Genomic DNA, 19095 nt, shown 5'->3' on the forward strand with positions numbered 1-19095 from the left:
TTCTATTTCAATGGTTAGATGGAACGCATGCTTTTGTTTGTTGAATATTTTGACCAACAATATCCAATTACCAAACCTAGACCAACTACAAACAGAATTAAAGATAAATTTGACCAAATCAACGGACTATCTTTAGTTAAAATACCAAAAAGTAGTCCAAAAATAGCAGGTGCTACAGATGCATTCGGTCCTTCAGACACTGTTGGTGTAACTAAAATAGCAAATACAATCAACCAGCTAATTGCACCAAAAGTGGTAGGAAGACGGCGCATTAATCGCCACCAACACCACAAAGCAATAATTGCGCCTATTCCATAAGCTGTTAAAGCAATAACACCTTCAGGAATAACATCCAAAAAAGAGAATAACTGATTCATTATTCCAGTTTGATCTTCACGCACCACGCAAGCCCTCTGGTTCAACTGCATTCGGGTTAATTAACCCTTCTGGCGGCATCTGAATAAAGAAACCTTTTGTTTGTAATGAGTCTAAAACATGTAAAACATTAACACGCGCCAATTTACGTGTTGGAGCCAACTCTAAATGCATGACAAACGTTGCACGACCAAACGCTTGTAAAACAGCTTCAGGAACATTTTCAAACGGATCAGCTTGTTCCGTATTGTCAGGATAGTTTGGACGAGCAATATACATGTACATTTCATCTTTTTTGCTCGATCTATAAATATCACAGTGCATTTCAAATCAACTCTTGAACTAAGGACAGCATACATGAAAAAAAACGACACACACACGCAGGTTTGTTTACGCATCAGTCGTTTTTTTAATTCTTGAGAAATATTAACCTACAACATTGATTAAGGTCGATAATAACTTTGTTCCAAACAGAAGTTAGATTTCATAAAAACAATATAAATTTTTGATTTTAAACATTAAAACACAAAATCTATTTTATTAAAATAAAAGCAGTTCTTGGATTTTAAAAAAGTATTCATCATCAAAGATTTGATAATAGTGTTCTTGCAAGATTTATACTTACGCTATCGAAATAATAAATTTCTTTTTCACCTATTTAAGAATACACACTTGAGTAAAACTTTTAACTACTTCACTACACATCACCAGATGTTACTTAACTCGTTTAATAGCGAGATATGATTCAATAATAAGTATCTGGTTCATAGATATGGAGGACAAAATTATGCCTCGTGGTGATAAAACTGCTTATACAGCAAAGCAAAAGCGTCAGGCCAAACATATTGTTGAGAGTGAGGTAGATAGAGGCCATTCTCAAGAAGAAGCCGAACGAATTGCATGGTCTACCGTCAACAAACAAGATGGTGGCGGTAAGAAAAAGACCCATTAATTTATAAAAATAAATACTTCTTTAGCCCAAACTAAAGAAGTATTTTTTGTTTAAAGACGTGTTAATTTTTTTCTAGAAGACGCGAGTGCTTTTTATATAATCATCGCTTACTTGATTTAAGGCACTCAAAATAGCGCTATCATCTTGACTTAATAAAGCCTCATTAAGACTTTCCATATAAGTGATGAGTTGGGTTTTAGAAGTATGGGCAAATTCGGTCGTTACGGCTTCATCTTCATATAAGATTACGTAACTACGTGCAAAACCGTAGATTAGGTAAACTGCTGCTTTTTCTTTTGTATCTTGAGATTCTTTAAGAGACTGCTCACATGCATTTTTTAAGTCTTTAAATGCATCTGTACCAGTAGATTGATTTTTGAAAGATAAAAGTATTGTTTGGAAGTTCATATCCATATTCCACTTAAAAAGTAAAGCTACAGAACAAGATAAAGCCTGTCAAATAAAATCCTGATTAATATAAATTTAATTGTAAATAAATTTATATTTAACTTCCTTTAGATCACGATAAATCATGCAATAAAAAACCACTCTTTTTTAAGAGTGGTTTAGTTAAAACAATCATTCATTAGAAGCTTATTTCAATTGTAATCGTGGTACCGGAGTGCTCAATATCAGTTGAGACATTAAAACCTCTGCTTCTAAGCTCCTCTTCAACCAGTGTAAGATGATCAGGACTTATAGCATCAACAGGAAACCAGAAAGTTGCTTTTCGTTTCCCCTCCTTAGATTCAGACTCAGTACCAGTTAAAATTTTTTCCAATATGATATCTTGATTTATTTTAAAGTTTTTAGCATTTTGACGAGCTTGTTCAGCATTAAAGTTGTTAAGCATATTTATCTCTCTAATTATTAATTTATCTAATTTTATAGCATAAAAAGGTTATATAAGTTTTAGTGTTGTGTAGTTAAAACCAATCAGAGATATAGGTTTATTGATTGAATAAACTTTCTACCCATTCGATAAATTTTCTGGCATTTCTATTTTTAAGATCCTCCTTATTTGGAATGTAGTAACACAGCTTTGATTGAACAGCTTTAGTTTTAAACTCCCGTAAAAGATTCGCCTTAACAAACCTTTGGGAAAGTGTAGTAGAACAAAATACCAATCCATTGGCAGATAAAGCCTCGTGTATCCCAAAAATTTCCTGATCAAATTTCTTAATCGTCACCCTATCTTGGTTCCATTCATTTTCCTCAAACCAAGCCTCTAGTGGTGGGCTTGGTAACGCCTTATTTTTCCATTCTGTCGTAAATAAAGTTATTGGTTCACTAGAACATTTAAGCAGATCAAGTTTGAATGAACCAAATACATTAAAAGACTCATATTTAACGATATCTTGAGACTGGACCAAAGATACGTCGCCATATCGAATAGGTAATGTATATAAATGATTATCTAAAGTTTCACCTGTAGAAAACTCAACAGAGATATCGGGGTGCAATTGATAAAATTCATTTATTAAAGGAATTAGCAGCATTGCAGCTAGTGAAGACGTACTAGCGACTCTCACTACGTTTCCATTTACTGTTATTTCATCTAGTGCATCTTCAATCTTACGAAACCCCTCAGAAATTGCTGCAGCAAGTCTTTTCCCTGTCGTTGTAAGCGTTATTTTCCTTACCTGTCGATGAAATAAATCAACATTTAATCTGCTTTCTAGATTCGCAACATGATGTGAAATTGCAGTCGATGTAAGCGAAAGTTCTTCAGCAGCCAACTTAAAACTACCCAATCGAGCGGCTGATTCAAATGCTTTAAGTGCTTGCAAAGAAACTTGCATGTCTCCTCCCCATTTACATTTATGAATGAATTAAAATCATCTATAAATGTAATTTTCTCGTTTGTCTACTTATGTTTTAAAACTCAAAATAAATTAAATCCTAACCTTTCTGGAATTAATGATGAGTAAAATATTACATATAGATGCTAGTGTCAGAGCTGCGATTAACCCCAACCCAAATCACAATTCTATTTCAAAAAATATTGCCAGTCGGTTGATCAACTCTTGGAAACAACAATTGCCTATAGATGAGTATATTTATCGTGACGTAGGAATGAATCCACCACCCTCTATTAATCAAGCCTGGATTGATGCTGTATTCACACCTGACAATAAAAGGACCGAAGCTCAACGTGATGTTTTATCTATATCAGATCAATTAATAGCAGAAGTTTCGAGCTCAGATATTCTTGTAATTTCTTCACCTATGTACAATTACGGCATGCCTGCTCAACTGAAAGCATGGTTTGATCAAATTATTCGTATCAATAAAACCTTTGATTTTGACCTAGCTCGTGGAGACTTTCCCTTACAACCTCTTTTAGCTGGAAAAATTTTAATTATTATCACTTCCAGCGGTGAATTTGGGTTTGAGAAAGATGGGATTCGGCATGATATGAGTCATCTTGTACCCCACATTCGTACACTGAGCAAATATTTAGGCGTAGAAAAAATTTATGAAATTACTTGTGAGTATCAAGAGTTTGGAGATCATAGGCATATAGAGTCATTAGAAAATGCTTTTCAAAAAGCTGAAGAAGTTGTTTCTAAACTTGCTGATTCATTTAGATAATATCTGTAGATTTTAATACTCATTTTTAAATTTCATAAAATTAAGTTACTTTAACTAAGCCATATCATTAAAAATAAAAAAGCCTACCCAATTGGGTAGGCTTTTCATTTCTGCACCGAAACAAACTTATAGTTATATTTTATATAAATTGAAGTTGTTTTTCTTAAATCCAAGAATATACAGACCTGTATGTTTAATCAATTGAATTTTTCTCATTATATAAGTTAATTTAATTCATTATTGAAATTTCAAATTATTTACTTTATTACATTATTTTATGAATTTTATCAGGCTAAATAATTATTTAGATAAACTACAGAAAATCTATTTTTTGTATACTTAGATATTATAATTAGCTCATTTAATAATTAATTAAAAATTTAACAGAATGATTATGCTTTAGTTAAAAAGGCTCATCATATGATGAGCCTTTAAATTTCTAATTATTTATTCATTTTAAATAGATAAACTTTGTTTTTCCTCTTGAAACAACTGGATTAATGGTTGCGTTAATAACTCATAACGCCATCCTAACAGATAGTCGGGTAAATCCTGTTCATCCCCTTGACATAGAACATGTTGATGAATGGCGTTTAACCATTTTTTTCTCAACAACACTTCTTTAGGAATAGAAGTCTCATTTATTGCATGAGCAAGCACCATATCCATTTTATTTAAAGTCTCTTTAGACGTAACCTTAAATGGTTTTGCAATCTTTGATGGCCATCTGCTTTCGACTGGCAAATCTTTAAGAAGTTCTAAAATCGTTTTGCCGTACTCGCGAACCACATTTGGACGAATATCTTTCACTTGCGACAGTTGAAAGCTATTGCGTGGGTTCTTTTCAACCATATCAATCATAGTTGAGTTTCTAAGAATAAAACTACGTGGCTGATTCGTTGCTTTCACAATGTATTCACGCCACTCGCTTAAATTTTGTAATTGCATTAACTGACGACGTGAATGACGATAATTTCCCACATCTGTATATAGTAATTCGTTAGGGGTTTCACTAATGATTTCCTTAGTTAGACTACTACAGTCCTCAAGAACATAGTTATAAAGCCCTTTCTGCTTAAGCTGTTCTTGAATATGACTAGCTAACTTCATTAGATATAGAACATCATTAGCAGCATAACAAAGTTGTTGAGGTGATAAAGGTCTAGCTAACCAATCAGATCTGGTTTGATCTTTTTCAATATCAATATCAAGACAAAGTTTTAAAGCACCTTGGTAACTCACCTGCAGGCCATGACCTAAAAAAGAAAGACCCACTTGAGTATCAAACACATTAAGCAAATCTTCTTGATCAGCATAATGATAGATTAAATCAATATCTTCTCCACATGCATGAAAAATGTTTTGCTGTGCGAGGAAGATCTTTTTCCAAAACTGGCTTAGATCTAATGAAACACCATCCAACAGATAGACATCACCATTTACATTGACTTGGCATACTCCAAGTTTAGGCCAGAGTGTGTCAACCTTAATAAATTCTGTATCAAGTCCATATATTGAACATTGATCCATTTTTTGAAGAACATCAACCAATTCGGTTTGCTGTTGGATAAACTGAAACATGCTTTCTCAAGTATTGCAAAGAGTGCTTTAAACTCTGGTATATATAACATAGAAGCAGAAAAATGCCACTTAAACCTTTATGAATACTCTATTTTTGAACAATTTTTCGAAAATAGATAATTTTTTGATCTTTTATTTGTACTTTTTAAATTTATCTCCAAATGTTCTTTATTTAAAATTTATAAGATCTTTTTCATGCTTATATTCATATTTTATTTAAACTATCTTTAATAATAAAAGACAGAATAATATTTATGTTTAATAACTGAATTTAATTAATAAATTTAATCAAATTGATAGTACATTCATTAATGAAATAAGCATCGGAATGCTTATTTCATTCTCATGCGGTTATGCACTGCCTGACTTAAAGTATGGCTATCTACGTATTCGAGTTCACCACCCTGAGGTACACCTTGAGCAATACGCGTCATTTGTATTGGTAAATGTTTAGTCGCCTCTACCAAATAATGGGCTGTCGCTTGTCCTTCTACAGTCGCATTAGTTGCCAAAATGACTTCTTCAATAGTACCTTGGCTTAGACGCTGAATGAGATAAGGAATACCAATTTCTTCTGGACCAATACCATCTAATGGAGAAAGATGGCCACCTAAAACATGGTATTTTCCACGAAAGCTACCGCTTTGCTCAATCGCCATCACATCCGCTGGTGATTCAACCACACACAATAACTGATCATCTCTGTCAGTTGAGGCGCAAATATCACAAATTTCATGTTCAGTCAGAGAATGGCAGACACTACATTCATGTATATAACTTGAAGCCTCATGTAAAGCATGCGCTAATGCAAATGCCCCTTCTCGGTTTTTCATCAAAAGATGTAAAGCCATACGTTGAGCCGACTTCGGACCAACGCTTGGCAATATACGTAAAGCTTGAACGAGTTGTTCAAATCTATCGCTAAACACTGAATTTCCTTAGAACATGCCCGCTAAGCCAGGTGGTAAACCCATACCAGAATTTGCTTTTTGCATTTTTTCTTCAGAAATCACTTCTGCTTGACGCACAGCATCATTTACTGCAGCAGCAATTAAGTCTTCAATCATGTCTGGTTCATCTTGAAGTAATTCTGGATTAATTTCGATACGTTTTACGATATAACGGCCAGTCATTGTGACTTTAACTAAACCACCGCCCGCTTCAGCGTGTACTTCAGTTTGAGCAAGCTCTTCTTTAGCCTTTTTTATATTTGATTCCATATCTTTTTGCATGCGCTGCGCTTGCTGCATAAGCATATTGATATTCATAAACCTAACTCCGTATCTCTATCAAATATTTCAAGTATTATTGATAGTCACATAACACTGCAAAACTTAAACTCTTTCTATTCCCCTATAGATCATCAAGATCATTGAGGTTAGTACGTTTAAATCAAAATTAATCCGTAATTCTGACACAATAAATCAATGTTTTCTATTGGTATCTATGAAACTATTTTCTATGGTCAATCCACTATAAAGCTTTTATATAAAAAACTTTTGATGAGTAGAAAAAAGTAAAATTTAGAAAAGTTACTGTGCAGCCTGTAGACTTTTATTGTTTGTTTTATATTCACTTAAGGGAACTTCCTTGAAAGAGGTATTGGCTTTTTCTATTGAAAGATCAGCATCTTGAACAGATTTGTTTGCATCGTTAATTAATAATACAGTTTCACTGATCTGTGTCGGTTCATCTTTTTGGGCAAATACTTTGTATCCAACCAGACCAATTGCCCCTATCGCAACTAAAATAATTATTGGTTTAAGCATGACTAAAGACTCTCTTTGTTATTTTTATTAAATTTAGAACTTTTATACGTTGAAATTTTAGACTGATTTATAACAAAACGTAGACTTTTTATTGCTATTGTTGCTTATTAGTAACACAAAAAAGCCACATTAAAATAAATGTGACTTTTCCATAACAAACATAATTTAATTAGATTAAATCTAATCCACGCGAGATATCACCAATAATGTCATTAATATCTTCTAGACCAACAGAAACACGAATTAGACCTTCTTGAATACCAGCTGCTTCTTTTGCTTCAACAGAAAGTTTGCCATGAGTTGTGGTTGCTGGATGGGTAATCGTCGATTTCACATCACCTAGATTACCAGTAATCGAGATAAACTTAGTATTATCAATAACCTTCCAAGCACCTTCACGCTCGCCTTTAACAACGAAGGATACAATACCGCCAAAGCCATTTTGCTGTTTAGCAGCAAGTTCATGACCTTCATGAGCAGGTAAACCAGCGTAGTAAACCTTCTCTACCTTTTCATGAGTAGATAACCATTCTGCAAGAATTTGAGCACTCTCACAGTGTGCTTTCATACGTAAACGTAAAGTTTCTAGACCTTTTAAGAAAACCCATGCATTAAATGGGCTCATTGATGGTCCAAGCGTACGAACAACACCAAAAACTTCTTCTAACAACTGATGATTACCAACAACAGCACCACCTAATGCACGGCCTTGGCCATCTAAGTATTTAGTCGCAGAGTAAATCACAAGATCCGCACCAAATTTGAGTGGTTGCTGCAAAACAGGTGTACAGAAACTGTTATCAACCGCAAGTAATGCACCATTCGCATGGGCGATATCTGCTAACGCTTGTATATCTGCAATCTCAGCTAAAGGGTTAGACGGTGACTCAACAAAGAAAAGTTTGGTTTCAGGACGTACAGCATTTTTCCATTCGTCTAAATCACATAAATCAACAAATGTAATGTCTACACCAAACTTGGCAATATATTTTTCAAACAAAGCAACAACTGAACCAAAAACTGCTCTTGAGCAAATAACATGATCACCCGCTTTTAGATATGCCATAGCAACTGACAAAATCGCGCCCATTCCAGAGCTTGTAGCCACGGCACGTTCAGCACCATCTAAAGCTGCTAAACGTTTTTCGAACATCGATACAGTCGGATTAGTAAAACGAGAATAGATATTTCCTTGAACCTGACCAGAAAATTTTGCTGCAGCTTCAGCCGCATTTTCATATACAAATGATGAAGTCAAAAAAATCGGTTCACCATGTTCGCCTTCAAAACTACGAGTATGTCCGGTACGAATGGCTAAAGTATCAAGTTGGTATTCTAAATCATCAGACTGGTTCATTAAATGTTCGCCTTTACTGGTCATGTACTAAAAAACTATCATCATTTTGAGTGTCTAGGGTATTTAAGGTCAAGGTAAACCTTAAAATTATCGCTTAGACTTTATTCAACTTTAGTAAATAGTTGGTAAAAGCAAGATGAAACGCTTAAAGTCCCTTGTCTCTGAACAAAGTCAAATCAAGCACCTCTCTACCCGACTATTTCACCCACAGACATTAGTATTGTCACAAAGCACTCCGTTTGAAGTTATTGGTGAATTCAATCAAACCCGTATTCGTTATTACGCCGCTAACCAAAAACAATTTAAAGAACCTTTGGTATTTGTTGCTCCTTTAGCTATTAATATGGCGATATATGATTTATACCCTTATCGTTCTCTTATTAAATACTTCCAAAATGCTGGTTTTGATGTCTATTTGGTAGATTGGGGCCGTTTAAAGTTTAAGGACAGACATCTTAACTTTTTATCATTTATTGAAGATTTCATTCCTAAAGCCATAAAACTTGTCAGAACACACTCTGGAAGTGAACAAATCTCGCTTCACGGATGGAGTATGGCAGGTATATTCGTGACTTTATATGCTGCTCTAAACCAACCCAACTACATTAAAAACTTAATTGTTCTTGGTAGTCCAATAGACAGTTATGCTTCTGGCTATATTGGGAAACTCTATCGAACCATAAACAACGCGATTGGTCGCAATAAAAAAATTCAAGAACGTATTTATTCTGGATTGCCAAAACGTTTGATTCATAGCCCAGGAATTTTAAATTCTTTAGGTTTCAAAATTCTTGACCCTAAAGGCTGGCTCGATGGTCATATTCAATTACTTAAAAACCTTAATGATCTTCAGTTCGTACAAGAACATGCCACACTAAGTAGCTTTTTAAATAATATGATTGATTACCCAGGTGGAATTAATCAGGACATGTTGTTCAATGTTTGGTTGCAAAATCCATTGAAGCGCGGCTTTATTGAGTTAAAAGATAAAAAAATTGAATTAAAAAATATCAACTGCTCTCTCTTAGTGGGCGCGGGTCGTAGTGATCAACTGGTTACCGCTGATGCAGCTCAACCATTAAGCCAGTTGACCAGTAGCCAAGATGTTACGTTTACTCTCATCCCTGGCGGACATTTGGGCCTCATGTCGAGTCAGGCAAGTGCATTGGAGTTCTGGCCACAACTAGCAAAATGGCTCACCGAACGATCAACGCAAATTTAATAATAAAGTCATGATTAAATCTATTGCTTTTATTCGCTTGGGTGGAATAAACCCTCGTATAACAGTGCATTTACCAATAATATTATTGTTTTAATAGAAAATTATTATTTTCACTATGAAGGCACTTTATTAACTTTTTTATAATCGGATGATTTAAAGTAATTTAAAATCATCTGTGCACTTTTTTCAGAAGAGGCCTTGGCCTGCTCCAGTTTTGTTACATAAGGATTAGTCACTATACAGCTCGGAAGTAAACTATTTGTAAGCGGTGGAAACTTTTCTCTTCCACCTAGAGTAATTTTTTCGATAAAACTCGCTAACCACATAATGTATTCACTTTTATTCTTATAAATTGGCATTAAGCTGATATCGAGTTTAACTGAACATTGCTTTGCAGGTTTATTTAAACATTCTTCAAAATCAATAAAGTTATATTTTAGTTTGTATGAAGTGTCTTTTATCTCTTGCCGTATAATACTAACTAAGCTATTCAAGTGCCCAATTACATCCTCGGAGAAAAGCTTTTCTTCTTCGAACTTTTTATAAACTTTTTCAGCAATTAGTAAAAATTGTGACATCACCTATTCCTTTAATATTTAGTCTTAACGAACGACTGATCCTTTAAGGAAGTATGATGAATATACTATTACTATGTGTAAGGGTATGAGGGTAGAAAGTAACTATCAGGGCAATTATGAAAGCAACATTTATACTATGTCACAAAATCAAAATATAAGGCGAAATTATTCTCAATATAAAATACTAAATTTTAATGATTCGAAATAACTTTAATAAAAAAAGCCCATTTCATTTGGAGAAATGGGCTATAAAAAACAAAAACTATCAAACGCAGCAATTATGGGGCATATAATAAGACTTTAAATATGTAAAATCAATGCATCTTTCAGGTGAATTTTAATCTTAAATAAAAGTCGAAAATAATTTTATCTCTGTTTCAATAAGAGAAGCCCATTTCCGTCTAAAATAAATGGGCCTAGTGAATTCCACCTAATCCTAAAATACAAAATGTGATAATTATCACGCTTTGTTCTTTGATCATGGCATTAATATCTTTCTTTTCCATTGACCAAAATTCAAACTAAAACTGTCTTTTCAGCAAAAGATGAGTCATAAATATGGCTTTTCTACGAACTTTTTGATTTTTTATTTAATAGAAGCAAGTCCCCTATTTCATTCATTATGAGCAATTACAAGGTGTTAGATCGTAGTTAAATTATCGAAAGATATATAAAAATTTAGTTAAGTTTTTGTTTTTATTGTTTATTTTCAAGACATTGATATATAAAGATTTTATTAATTTTTTGCCCAAAATACAAACCTAAATGACACCTGAGTAATTAATAGTCATTGAAATATTGGTAAGAAACCTTATATTGAGTACAGGTTCATACCTTTAACTGAGGAAAAGCTCATGAATAAATTTATGGTTGCAGTCTTTACTGGCATGGTGAGCATTGCTAGTTTAGGCGTACAAGCTGCAACACCTGAGCAAGAATGTCAAAAATTGCAAGATGATTACAATTTGATTTATGCGTCAAAAGGCTTTTGTTTTAAAGATCCTGATGCTAAAGAAAAATATGGTAATGAAAACTGTCATACGACAAAACCAAAGTTTTCTGACAAAGAGCAACAACGTCTTGACGCTATTAAAGAACGTCAAAAAGAATTGAAATGTAAATAATTTTAAAGGAATAATACATGGCATATGATGATCAAAATATCTTCGCAAAAATTTTACGTGGAGAACTTCCAGCGATAAAAGTCTATGAAGATGATCAAGTTCTAGCTTTTATGGATATTATGCCTCAAGCCGATGGTCATACATTAGTTATTCCAAAAACACCTGCTGTAACACTGCTGGACTTACCTGCTGAAGCAGCAGCCTATACTATACAAATTGTTCAAAAGATTGCTAAGGCAATGGAAAAAGCACTCAATTTGGAAGGTATTGTATTGATGCAACTTTCTGGAGCAGCAGCAGGACAAACTGTTCCACATGTTCATTTTCACCTAATTCCAACAAATGTGCATCATCTTGGACGCCATGCTGTTGAGTTAGGGGATCAAGAAAAAATTAAAGAATTAGCTGAAAAAATTAAAGCAGCTCTTTGATTTTTAGATGGTTAAAGTGGAGCTTAGGCTCCGCTTTTTTTCGTCTAAAAACTATAAAAAAATGAAAACAACTAATTTATTTCTAAATTTTAAACGTCATAAAACTGTCATTTATTCTTCACTTCTCTGTCACAAATTTTGCCGATACTGCTTAGCAAGTTGGTGAGCTTTTGTAACTTTTTGTACATAAGTCAACTACAAAATAAATAGTTAGCTAGGCATACGCCATTTTTAAATACCTTTTGGAGAAATCTCAATGAAGAAATTGCTACTCGCTGCCGCAGTTGCAACTTTGAGCGTAAACGCGGTGCAAGCAGCGCCAACTTTGTATGGCAAACTAAATGTTTCTATTAACCAAGTTGATAATAAAAATTTCGATGGTAAAAGTGACGTTACCGAAGTTAACTCAAACTCTTCTCGTATTGGGGTAAAAGGCGAAGAGAAATTAACTGATAAGTTATCTGCTGTTTATTTAGCTGAATGGGCAATTTCTACTGATGGTTCAGGTTCTGATACTGACCTTAGTGCTCGTAACCGTTTTATCGGTTTAAAAACTGAAGGTGTTGGTACATTAAAAGTAGGTAAGTATGATTCTTACTTTAAAACAGCTGCTGGTGGTAACCAAGACATCTTTAATGACGATACACGTTTAGATATTACTAATATCATGTACGGTGAAAACCGTTTAGACAACGTGATCGGTTTTGAATTAGACCCTAAATTATTAGCTGGTTTAACATTCAATATCATGGCTCAAACTGGTGAAAGCACCTCTGATAGCAAACAAGGTGAAACTGGTAAAGACAGCAAAAATGATAGCTTTGACTCTGTATCAACATCGCTTGGTTACGAAAACAAAGATATCGGTTTAGCAATTGCTGCTGCTGGTGACTTTGGTATTAAAGGTAAATATGCAGCTTACGGTCTAAAAGATGTTTATACCGATGCTTACCGTGTAACTGGTTCTTATGATATTGCTAAATCTGGTTTTGTTGTAGGTGCTTTATGGCAACACGCTGAACCTACTGATGACTTGACTGCTTATAAAACGTCAAAAACTACGCGTGTAGATGGTGTTGATAAAACTACAGATACCTATACAAACTACAAAGGTTTAGAAGAAGAAGCATATGCAGTAACAGCTGCTTATAAAATTCCTAACACTAAACTTAAAGTGAAAGCAGAATACGCTTCTGCTGAAACACAAGTAAGCGGTAAACAAGATCGTAAAATTGACTTATACGGTTTAGGTCTTGATTACCAAATCAACAAACAAGCTCGCTTCTACGGTATCGTTGCTCAACAAAAACGCGACTGGATTAAAGAAGACGACAAACAAACTGTTGTAGGTACTGGTATCGAATATAACTTCTAATCAGTTATGTTTGATTCATATCTAAAATAAAAGGGCTTATGCCCTTTTATTTTTTGTCCTGAGTAAAAAAAGCCGATATAAAACTTATCGGCTTTTTTAAGATTTATATCTTATTTTAAAAAACCACTTACAAGATTCATGACATTTTGAATATCTTGGTTTGCTTCTTGATGATCGGTACTGTCACCTTGAGGTGTTAAAGAGTCAATGACCTGAGGTAAGACCGATGCGATTGCACCATAAACTTGTTCTTTTGGCGCTTGAGCTTGCTCGGCAACTTGTTCAATGTCAGCTGGGTTAAATAGACTCTGTAACTGTTGGGTCGGAACTTCGCTATTACTTTGATTTGGATCAACCCAACTTTGAACCTGACTTCCTAAACCCGCACCTTTCAACTTTTCTAATGCAGCTTGTAAACCACCTTGTTGCTGTACCCAACCTAAAATTAAAGGCACAACTGCAATTAATAAACTTTGTACGCCGCCACCTGTTTGAGGTGTACTGTTATTGCCAGTCACTTGCCCTAATACAGAACCTAATACTCCTCCAAGGCCACCTTGAGCGCCCGAAGAAGTATTGCCCCCCATTTGTCCTAGTACTGAACCTAAAATTCCACCTAAACCACCTTGACCTGACGCTTGCTGATTTCCACCTAAAGCCTGCTTAGCCAAAACTTCTACAATATTGCTTAAATTAGTCATGTGTAACTCTTATGTATGGTTTATACATGAGCATACGCGGATTCTTGTTAAGACAGCAAAAACCAAATTGTTAAATTTTGAAAGAGATTTAAGGCCCTTTTACCAGCGGAATTTATTCCAGTTTTCCGGGTTCGCCCAGAACTTTGAATTAAACCAGTCTGGAACATGTTTATAAGTCAATATATTAAATTGCCATAAAGCAAAATCACTATCATGTGAAGTTTTATCAATAAGTTGAGTAAAACCTAAAGAACGTAATAACTGCTCATCACTGCGTTTACTTACCACTACAATTCGTTTCGCTAATAAATCTCTTAGCTTTACTAATAATTGTGATTTTTGTACATCGCTGATGTTCTGCATTTCATCAGTATCAAACAATACAAAACCCAAGTCATAACGCTGAGTAAAAGGCAGACTTAAAAGCTCAGTTACGGTAAAATAGTGCCATTGAATTGCGTTATTCTGGTCAATTTTCTGGCCAATACAAAGTGCAGTATGAATGGGCTGTTCGTTTGATAAATCGTCTAGCATAGAAGTGATGACATTTTGTTCAGCCATAACTGCAACCCTTAATTGAAAGATGTGAGTTTAAACTTTATGGAACTACAAGGCATTTGCCATAAAATGCATGCAGGCCTAAAAGATGCTAGTGTAACTGATCAACAGACAACCAAGGCAAATGTTGAATACAAATTTGTATTAGACCGTTCAGAAATTGATCTTCCTTTTAATTTAGGACAAGAACTAGAAATCGAATGGACAGGTAATATTTATTGCACTTCTTGTGGCACTAAAACACCGAAGTCTTATTCTCAAGGTCACTGCTTTAAATGTTTTAAAACTAAAGCGGAATGTGACTTGTGTATTATGAAACCTGAAACATGTCACTATCATTTAGGTACATGTCGTGAAGATGACTTTGCCCATAGTGTTTGTTTCCAACCACATATTGTATATTTGGCAAATTCAAGTGCTTTAAAAGTGGGTATTACTCGTGTTAGTCATATGCCGGGTCGTTGGTTAGACCAAGGTGCAACTCAAGCCTTACCTATTTTAAAAGTTGGATCACGCCGTTTATCTGGTCAGCTTGAAACCATGTTTGGTTCTTTAATTGCTGATAAAACAGATTGGCGCAAACTCCTCAAGGGTAAAGCTGAACCTTTAAATATGGTTGAACAACGTGATCAATTAATCGAGGAGTTCGCCCCTAAAATTCAAACTATTCGTGAGGAGTTCAGTCAAAACCTTGAATTTAACGAAACGGTTGAACTACTAGAAAATGAATTGCCACGTGAGTTTGTATACCCAGTTGAACAATATCCTGAAAAAATTAAGTCTCTAAACTTGGATAAAACACCAAAAATTCGCGGTGTATTACAAGGGATTAAAGGCCAATATTTAATTTTTGATATTGGTGTCATCAACATTCGTAAATATACTGGTTACGAGCTGATTGTACGTGCTTAAGTAGATTTAAAAAGCCCCTAAAAATGGGGCTTTTTTTACTTTTCAAGTACTTTTAGGATGACTTGAACCGGATCTTCTGTATTTCCAGAAATAAGCTGTTTATGCATAGTTAAATGTTGCATTACTTGAATTTGAGCAGTTTCCACATTCATCAATTTTTCTATTTCAGCTGCTAAATTTTCAGGTGTTGCATCAGCTTGAATCAGCTCCTCAATAACTTTCTTACCCGCAATAATATTAGGCAAAGAGTAATAAGGAATTTTTACCAAGAATTTAGCAATTAAGTAAGTTAACCAATGCAACTTATAGAAAGTGACCATTGGTCGATGCATTAACATTGCTTCTAATGTCGCCGTTCCAGATGCTAAAGCGATAATGTCACTCGCATTCATGACCATACGGCCAACTTTAGATTCACTATCAGTATTTTCTAAAATATGAATTACAGTTTTCAAATTAGGCGCTAATTGTTCAACACCCTGCTCAATCTGTTGTTTACGAGCATCATTAATTGCCGGAATTAAAAATTGAATGTCAGGATGTTTGCCATGCAAAATATTAGCAGCACCCAACAACATAGGAAGGAGTCGCTCTACTTCACCTTTGCGGCTACCCGGCAACAAAGCAATATACTTCTGATTTTCATTAAGACCTAATTGTTGTTTGGCAATTTGAATTGGGTTCTCAAGTGGCAATTGTTTAGCTAATGGATGGCCTACAAATGCTGCTGGAACTTCATATCGTTCATAAAAAACTTTTTCAAACGGAAATAAGCAAAGTACTAAATCTATGCTCTGCTTAATTCCATGAACACGCCCTTGGCGCCACGCCCAAACAGAAGGACTGACATATTGAACAGTTTTTATTGGAACATTCTTTTCTTTAATACTTTTCGAAAGTCTGAGATTAAAGTCTGGTGCATCAATACCAATAAAAATATCAACTGGATTTTGAGTCCATTGGTTAATTAGACCATCACGCACGGCGAATAATTTTTTTAAATCTTTTAAGACCTCAACAATCCCCATCACAGATAGAGTTTCCATTGGGTAATAACTGTTAAAACCTTCAGCAATCATTTGGGGACCACCGATTCCCTCAAATTCAGCATCGATTCCCTGTTCTCGAAAACTACGCATAAGTTTCACACCAAGCGTATCTCCAGAAACTTCCCCAACTACAATACCTATTTTAAGTTTTCGGTTTGCCAAGGTGATTTACCCAAGAATTTGAAATAATGCATTCTAGCATAGAGGTTTATCAATCTTGAACTTGATCTATATGTACTAACCAAGAGCAGCCACAGCACAAACTATCTAAAATTACACTCATTCACCATCTTTTAATCTAAATTAACAATGCAATTTGAATTGTAGCTTACATTTACAAACAATAAAATAAATGAGAATTATTTACATTATCTTTAATCTTATGAATATCCCACCTCGACCATTTAAGCTTACCGTAATCGCCTGCGCGATTTGTTATGCAAACCTCTCTTATGCTCAAGACTCAGAGGTACAAGCTTTACAGACGATTCAAGTTAAAGCATCAAATGCTGAGCAGTCTTCTGAACAAACTAAAGCATATAATATTAAAAACTCGAGTAGCGCAACCAAGCTTAATATTGAGGCTAAAGAAACTCCTCAAACCATTAACGTCGTTACTCGTCAGCAAATTGAAGATTTTGGGCTTACCAGTACCCGAGATATTTTAAGTAATACACCCGGTGTAACTGTAACCGGATTGGAAACAAACCGCACAACTTATACGGCTCGTGGTTTTGATATTTCAAATATTCTGGTTGATGGAATCGGTATCCCTCAAGTTGACAGCTATAACTATAACAATAGTGATGCAGATAGTTATTTCTATGATCGTGTTGAAATTGTCAAAGGTGCTGATGCCCTGACAAATGCTCTAGGGGATCCTGGCGCTACAATTAATTATATTCGTAAACGTCCCACTAAAGAATTTCAAGCAAATGCTGGGGTGAGCTATGGTTCATGGGATACACAACGTTATGAAGCGGATATCTCTGGTTCTCTTACACAAGATGGACGAGTACGAGGACGTCTTGTAGGTTATGAGAAAGTAGGAGATTCTTATCTAGACCGCTATTCAGAAGAAAAGAATGGATTTCAAGGAATTTTAGAAGCTGACGTTACAGACACCACAAATGTTTCAGCAGGATATTCGAAAACTCGTCAATACGCTAATGGTTCTCAATGGGGTGCTCTACCCTTGGTTAACTCCAAAGGTGAACCATTAAGTTATTCTCGTAACTATAATTATGCACCGTCATGGACATACTACGATTGGGAAATAGATAATTACTTTGCCAATATTGAACAAAAATTATGGGGAGACTGGAAGTTAAGATTAGGCTATAACCTTAAGAAATCAGATGTTAAAGATAAAATGCTTTATCTCAGTGGTTTTCCTTCTGCTACTGACAATACGTCTGGTATTTCACTATATCCAGAAATTTATAATCAGAAATTTAAAGAAACTACTGCTAATGCAGACATTCAAGGTACTTTTAATTTATTAGGACAGCAACACGAAGCAAATATTGGTTATAACTGGTCAAAATATAGTGCTCAAAGTGTTTATTCGTATGGCAGTAGTTTAGGTGTTATTACCACAGACTTACCAAGCTGGACTCCTGAAGAACCGACTTGGGGAGACTTTACCTATGCAGACCCAGAAGAAAGAACCATGAAGTCCGTTTACGGTGCGACTCGTCTTCATTTAGGTGAGGATCTTAAATTTATCTTAGGTGCCAACTACACTGAAATCGATACTTTAGAATATAAAAAGAATAAAGTTTCTCCATATGCAGGTATTACATATAACTTTACTCCTGAATATACAGGTTATATGAGTTATACCTCTATTTTTAGACCACAAACTGTTATTGATCTTTCTACTAAACAAACAGCTGTACCAGTAGAGGGTGAAAGCTATGAATTAGGTGTAAAAAGCGCTTGGTTAGATGGGGCTTTAACAGGAAATATCGCAATCTTTAGAACAGATGAAGATAATTTTGCACTAAACCCATTATGGGATCCGCTTTATAACAAATACTCATCTCCAATCGGAACAATTAGATCGCAAGGTGTTGAGGTCGGATTAACTGGAAAATTAACTGATAACTTAGATTTGGTTTTTGGTTTTTCAACATTTAGTCTAAAAAATATGGAAACGGGTGAAAGAGGCAGACCTAATATCCCGACTCAAACACTTAATGTTTTAGCTTCTTATACTGTTCCACAGATTCCGAAATTAAAAGTTGGTGCAAGCATTAAGTGGCAGGACGATATACATGACACCTCTTACTCAACTGTAAAACAAGATGCGTATGCATTACTTAACGTTATGGCTAGTTATGATTTAAACGAACACGTACTGTTCCAAGTAAATGGTAACAACCTGACAAATGAAAAATATTTGACAGGTTTATCTGGTGGCCAAGGTTACTATGGCGCTCCAGCCAACTATACAGTTGCTGTAAAGTTTAAATATTAATACCGTAGCCAATCTCAATTGAGGGATTGGCTTT

22 protein-coding genes are annotated in these 19095 nt (G+C 34.8%); 8 read left to right on the forward strand and 14 right to left on the reverse strand.

Annotated elements, in window-relative coordinates; all coding sequences use genetic code 11:
• Nucleotides 1–14 precede the first annotated feature (14 nt).
• Nucleotides 15–401: a hypothetical protein gene (locus H7R46_RS09150; protein WP_025469819.1), complete on the reverse strand. Its 387-nt coding sequence runs from the start codon at nt 399–401 to the stop codon at nt 15–17.
• Nucleotides 394–699 carry a YcgL domain-containing protein gene (locus tag H7R46_RS09155; RefSeq protein ID WP_005069366.1) on the reverse strand — a complete coding sequence of 102 codons (306 nt, stop codon included), beginning with the start codon at nt 697–699 and terminating at the stop codon, nt 394–396. The genes H7R46_RS09150 and H7R46_RS09155 overlap by 8 nt, the downstream gene beginning before the upstream one ends.
• A 463-nt stretch (nt 700–1162) precedes the next feature.
• Between H7R46_RS09155 and H7R46_RS09160 the strand changes: the two genes are divergently transcribed.
• Entirely contained in the window at nt 1163–1327 is a 165-nt protein-coding gene (locus H7R46_RS09160) for a hypothetical protein (protein ID WP_005069368.1), read from the forward strand.
• Nucleotides 1328–1399: 72 nt separating this feature from the next.
• Here H7R46_RS09160 and H7R46_RS09165 read toward each other — a convergent pair whose 3' ends face one another.
• The 3 genes from H7R46_RS09165 to H7R46_RS09175 all read right to left on the reverse strand — a co-directional run bounded on the left by H7R46_RS09165 (nt 1400) and on the right by H7R46_RS09175 (nt 3129).
• Nucleotides 1400–1735, reverse strand: a complete 336-nt coding sequence (locus tag H7R46_RS09165) for a hypothetical protein (protein ID WP_005069370.1) — start codon at nt 1733–1735, stop codon at nt 1400–1402.
• Nucleotides 1736–1913: 178 nt separating this feature from the next.
• Nucleotides 1914–2180, reverse strand: a complete 267-nt coding sequence (locus H7R46_RS09170) for a hypothetical protein (RefSeq protein WP_005069372.1) — start codon at nt 2178–2180, stop codon at nt 1914–1916.
• A 97-nt stretch (nt 2181–2277) separates the two neighbouring features.
• Nucleotides 2278–3129 (reverse strand): LysR family transcriptional regulator, encoded by an 852-nt coding sequence (locus H7R46_RS09175; protein WP_005069374.1) that lies wholly within the window; start codon nt 3127–3129, stop codon nt 2278–2280.
• A 118-nt stretch (nt 3130–3247) separates the two neighbouring features.
• On the opposite strand from H7R46_RS09175, the gene H7R46_RS09180 reads away from it, so the two are divergent.
• Nucleotides 3248–3922, forward strand: coding sequence for an FMN-dependent NADH-azoreductase (locus H7R46_RS09180; RefSeq protein WP_080631101.1), 675 nt, complete (start codon nt 3248–3250; stop codon nt 3920–3922).
• A gap of 456 nt (nt 3923–4378) precedes the next feature.
• Here H7R46_RS09180 and H7R46_RS09185 read toward each other — a convergent pair whose 3' ends face one another.
• From H7R46_RS09185 to H7R46_RS09205, 5 genes are all read right to left on the reverse strand, one after another.
• Nucleotides 4379–5503, reverse strand: a complete 1125-nt coding sequence (locus H7R46_RS09185; protein WP_005069379.1) for a ribonuclease D — start codon at nt 5501–5503, stop codon at nt 4379–4381.
• A 332-nt stretch (nt 5504–5835) separates the two neighbouring features.
• Nucleotides 5836–6432 carry a recombination mediator RecR gene (gene recR, locus H7R46_RS09190; protein ID WP_002113756.1) on the reverse strand — a complete coding sequence of 199 codons (597 nt, stop codon included), beginning with the start codon at nt 6430–6432 and terminating at the stop codon, nt 5836–5838.
• Between the two features lie 9 nt (nt 6433–6441).
• A complete protein-coding gene (locus tag H7R46_RS09195) occupies nt 6442–6771 on the reverse strand; it encodes a YbaB/EbfC family nucleoid-associated protein (protein ID WP_002113538.1) in 330 nt (109 codons plus the stop codon).
• 264 nt (nt 6772–7035) lie between these two features.
• The gene (locus H7R46_RS09200) at nt 7036–7272 is read right to left on the reverse strand and encodes a hypothetical protein (protein ID WP_005069381.1); all 237 of its coding nucleotides are present in this window, start codon (nt 7270–7272) and stop codon (nt 7036–7038) included.
• A gap of 169 nt (nt 7273–7441) precedes the next feature.
• Nucleotides 7442–8629, reverse strand: coding sequence for an O-succinylhomoserine sulfhydrylase (locus tag H7R46_RS09205; protein ID WP_005069382.1), 1188 nt, complete (start codon nt 8627–8629; stop codon nt 7442–7444).
• A 136-nt stretch (nt 8630–8765) separates the two neighbouring features.
• On the opposite strand from H7R46_RS09205, the gene H7R46_RS09210 reads away from it, so the two are divergent.
• A complete protein-coding gene (locus H7R46_RS09210; protein WP_032012726.1) occupies nt 8766–9851 on the forward strand; it encodes an alpha/beta fold hydrolase in 1086 nt (361 codons plus the stop codon).
• Nucleotides 9852–9964: 113 nt separating this feature from the next.
• On the opposite strand, the gene H7R46_RS09215 is transcribed toward H7R46_RS09210, so the two are convergent.
• Nucleotides 9965–10429, reverse strand: a complete 465-nt coding sequence (locus H7R46_RS09215; protein WP_005069386.1) for a hypothetical protein — start codon at nt 10427–10429, stop codon at nt 9965–9967.
• An 854-nt stretch (nt 10430–11283) separates the two neighbouring features.
• Between H7R46_RS09215 and H7R46_RS09220 the strand changes: the two genes are divergently transcribed.
• The 3 genes from H7R46_RS09220 to H7R46_RS09230 all read left to right on the forward strand — a co-directional run bounded on the left by H7R46_RS09220 (nt 11284) and on the right by H7R46_RS09230 (nt 13359).
• A complete protein-coding gene (locus tag H7R46_RS09220) occupies nt 11284–11553 on the forward strand; it encodes a YARHG domain-containing protein (RefSeq protein ID WP_002122146.1) in 270 nt (89 codons plus the stop codon).
• 17 nt (nt 11554–11570) lie between these two features.
• Nucleotides 11571–11984 (forward strand): HIT family protein, encoded by a 414-nt coding sequence (locus tag H7R46_RS09225; RefSeq protein WP_005069390.1) that lies wholly within the window; start codon nt 11571–11573, stop codon nt 11982–11984.
• A 256-nt stretch (nt 11985–12240) separates the two neighbouring features.
• Nucleotides 12241–13359 (forward strand): porin, encoded by a 1119-nt coding sequence (locus H7R46_RS09230; protein ID WP_002122289.1) that lies wholly within the window; start codon nt 12241–12243, stop codon nt 13357–13359.
• 110 nt (nt 13360–13469) lie between these two features.
• Here the strand turns inward: H7R46_RS09230 and H7R46_RS09235 are convergent, their stop codons facing one another.
• Both H7R46_RS09235 and H7R46_RS09240 read right to left on the reverse strand, forming a co-directional pair.
• Nucleotides 13470–14060, reverse strand: coding sequence for a YidB family protein (locus H7R46_RS09235; RefSeq protein WP_005069392.1), 591 nt, complete (start codon nt 14058–14060; stop codon nt 13470–13472).
• Between the two features lie 99 nt (nt 14061–14159).
• Complete coding sequence (locus tag H7R46_RS09240) at nt 14160–14621, reverse strand: DUF6231 family protein (RefSeq protein ID WP_005069394.1); 462 nt, start codon at nt 14619–14621, stop codon at nt 14160–14162.
• Between the two features lie 39 nt (nt 14622–14660).
• Between H7R46_RS09240 and H7R46_RS09245 the strand changes: the two genes are divergently transcribed.
• Nucleotides 14661–15530 carry a DUF2797 domain-containing protein gene (locus tag H7R46_RS09245; RefSeq protein ID WP_005069396.1) on the forward strand — a complete coding sequence of 290 codons (870 nt, stop codon included), beginning with the start codon at nt 14661–14663 and terminating at the stop codon, nt 15528–15530.
• Nucleotides 15531–15565: 35 nt separating this feature from the next.
• On the opposite strand, the gene lpxB is transcribed toward H7R46_RS09245, so the two are convergent.
• Complete coding sequence (lpxB, locus tag H7R46_RS09250) at nt 15566–16741, reverse strand: lipid-A-disaccharide synthase (RefSeq protein ID WP_005069400.1); 1176 nt, start codon at nt 16739–16741, stop codon at nt 15566–15568.
• Nucleotides 16742–16961: 220 nt separating this feature from the next.
• On the opposite strand from lpxB, the gene H7R46_RS09255 reads away from it, so the two are divergent.
• Entirely contained in the window at nt 16962–19061 is a 2100-nt protein-coding gene (locus H7R46_RS09255) for a TonB-dependent siderophore receptor (protein WP_005069401.1), read from the forward strand.
• Nucleotides 19062–19095: the final 34 nt, after the last annotated feature.

The sequence above is a fragment of the Acinetobacter sp. BEC1-S18-ESBL-01 genome (assembly GCF_014169935.1).
GTDB classification, from domain to species: Bacteria; Pseudomonadota; Gammaproteobacteria; order Pseudomonadales; family Moraxellaceae; genus Acinetobacter; species Acinetobacter pittii.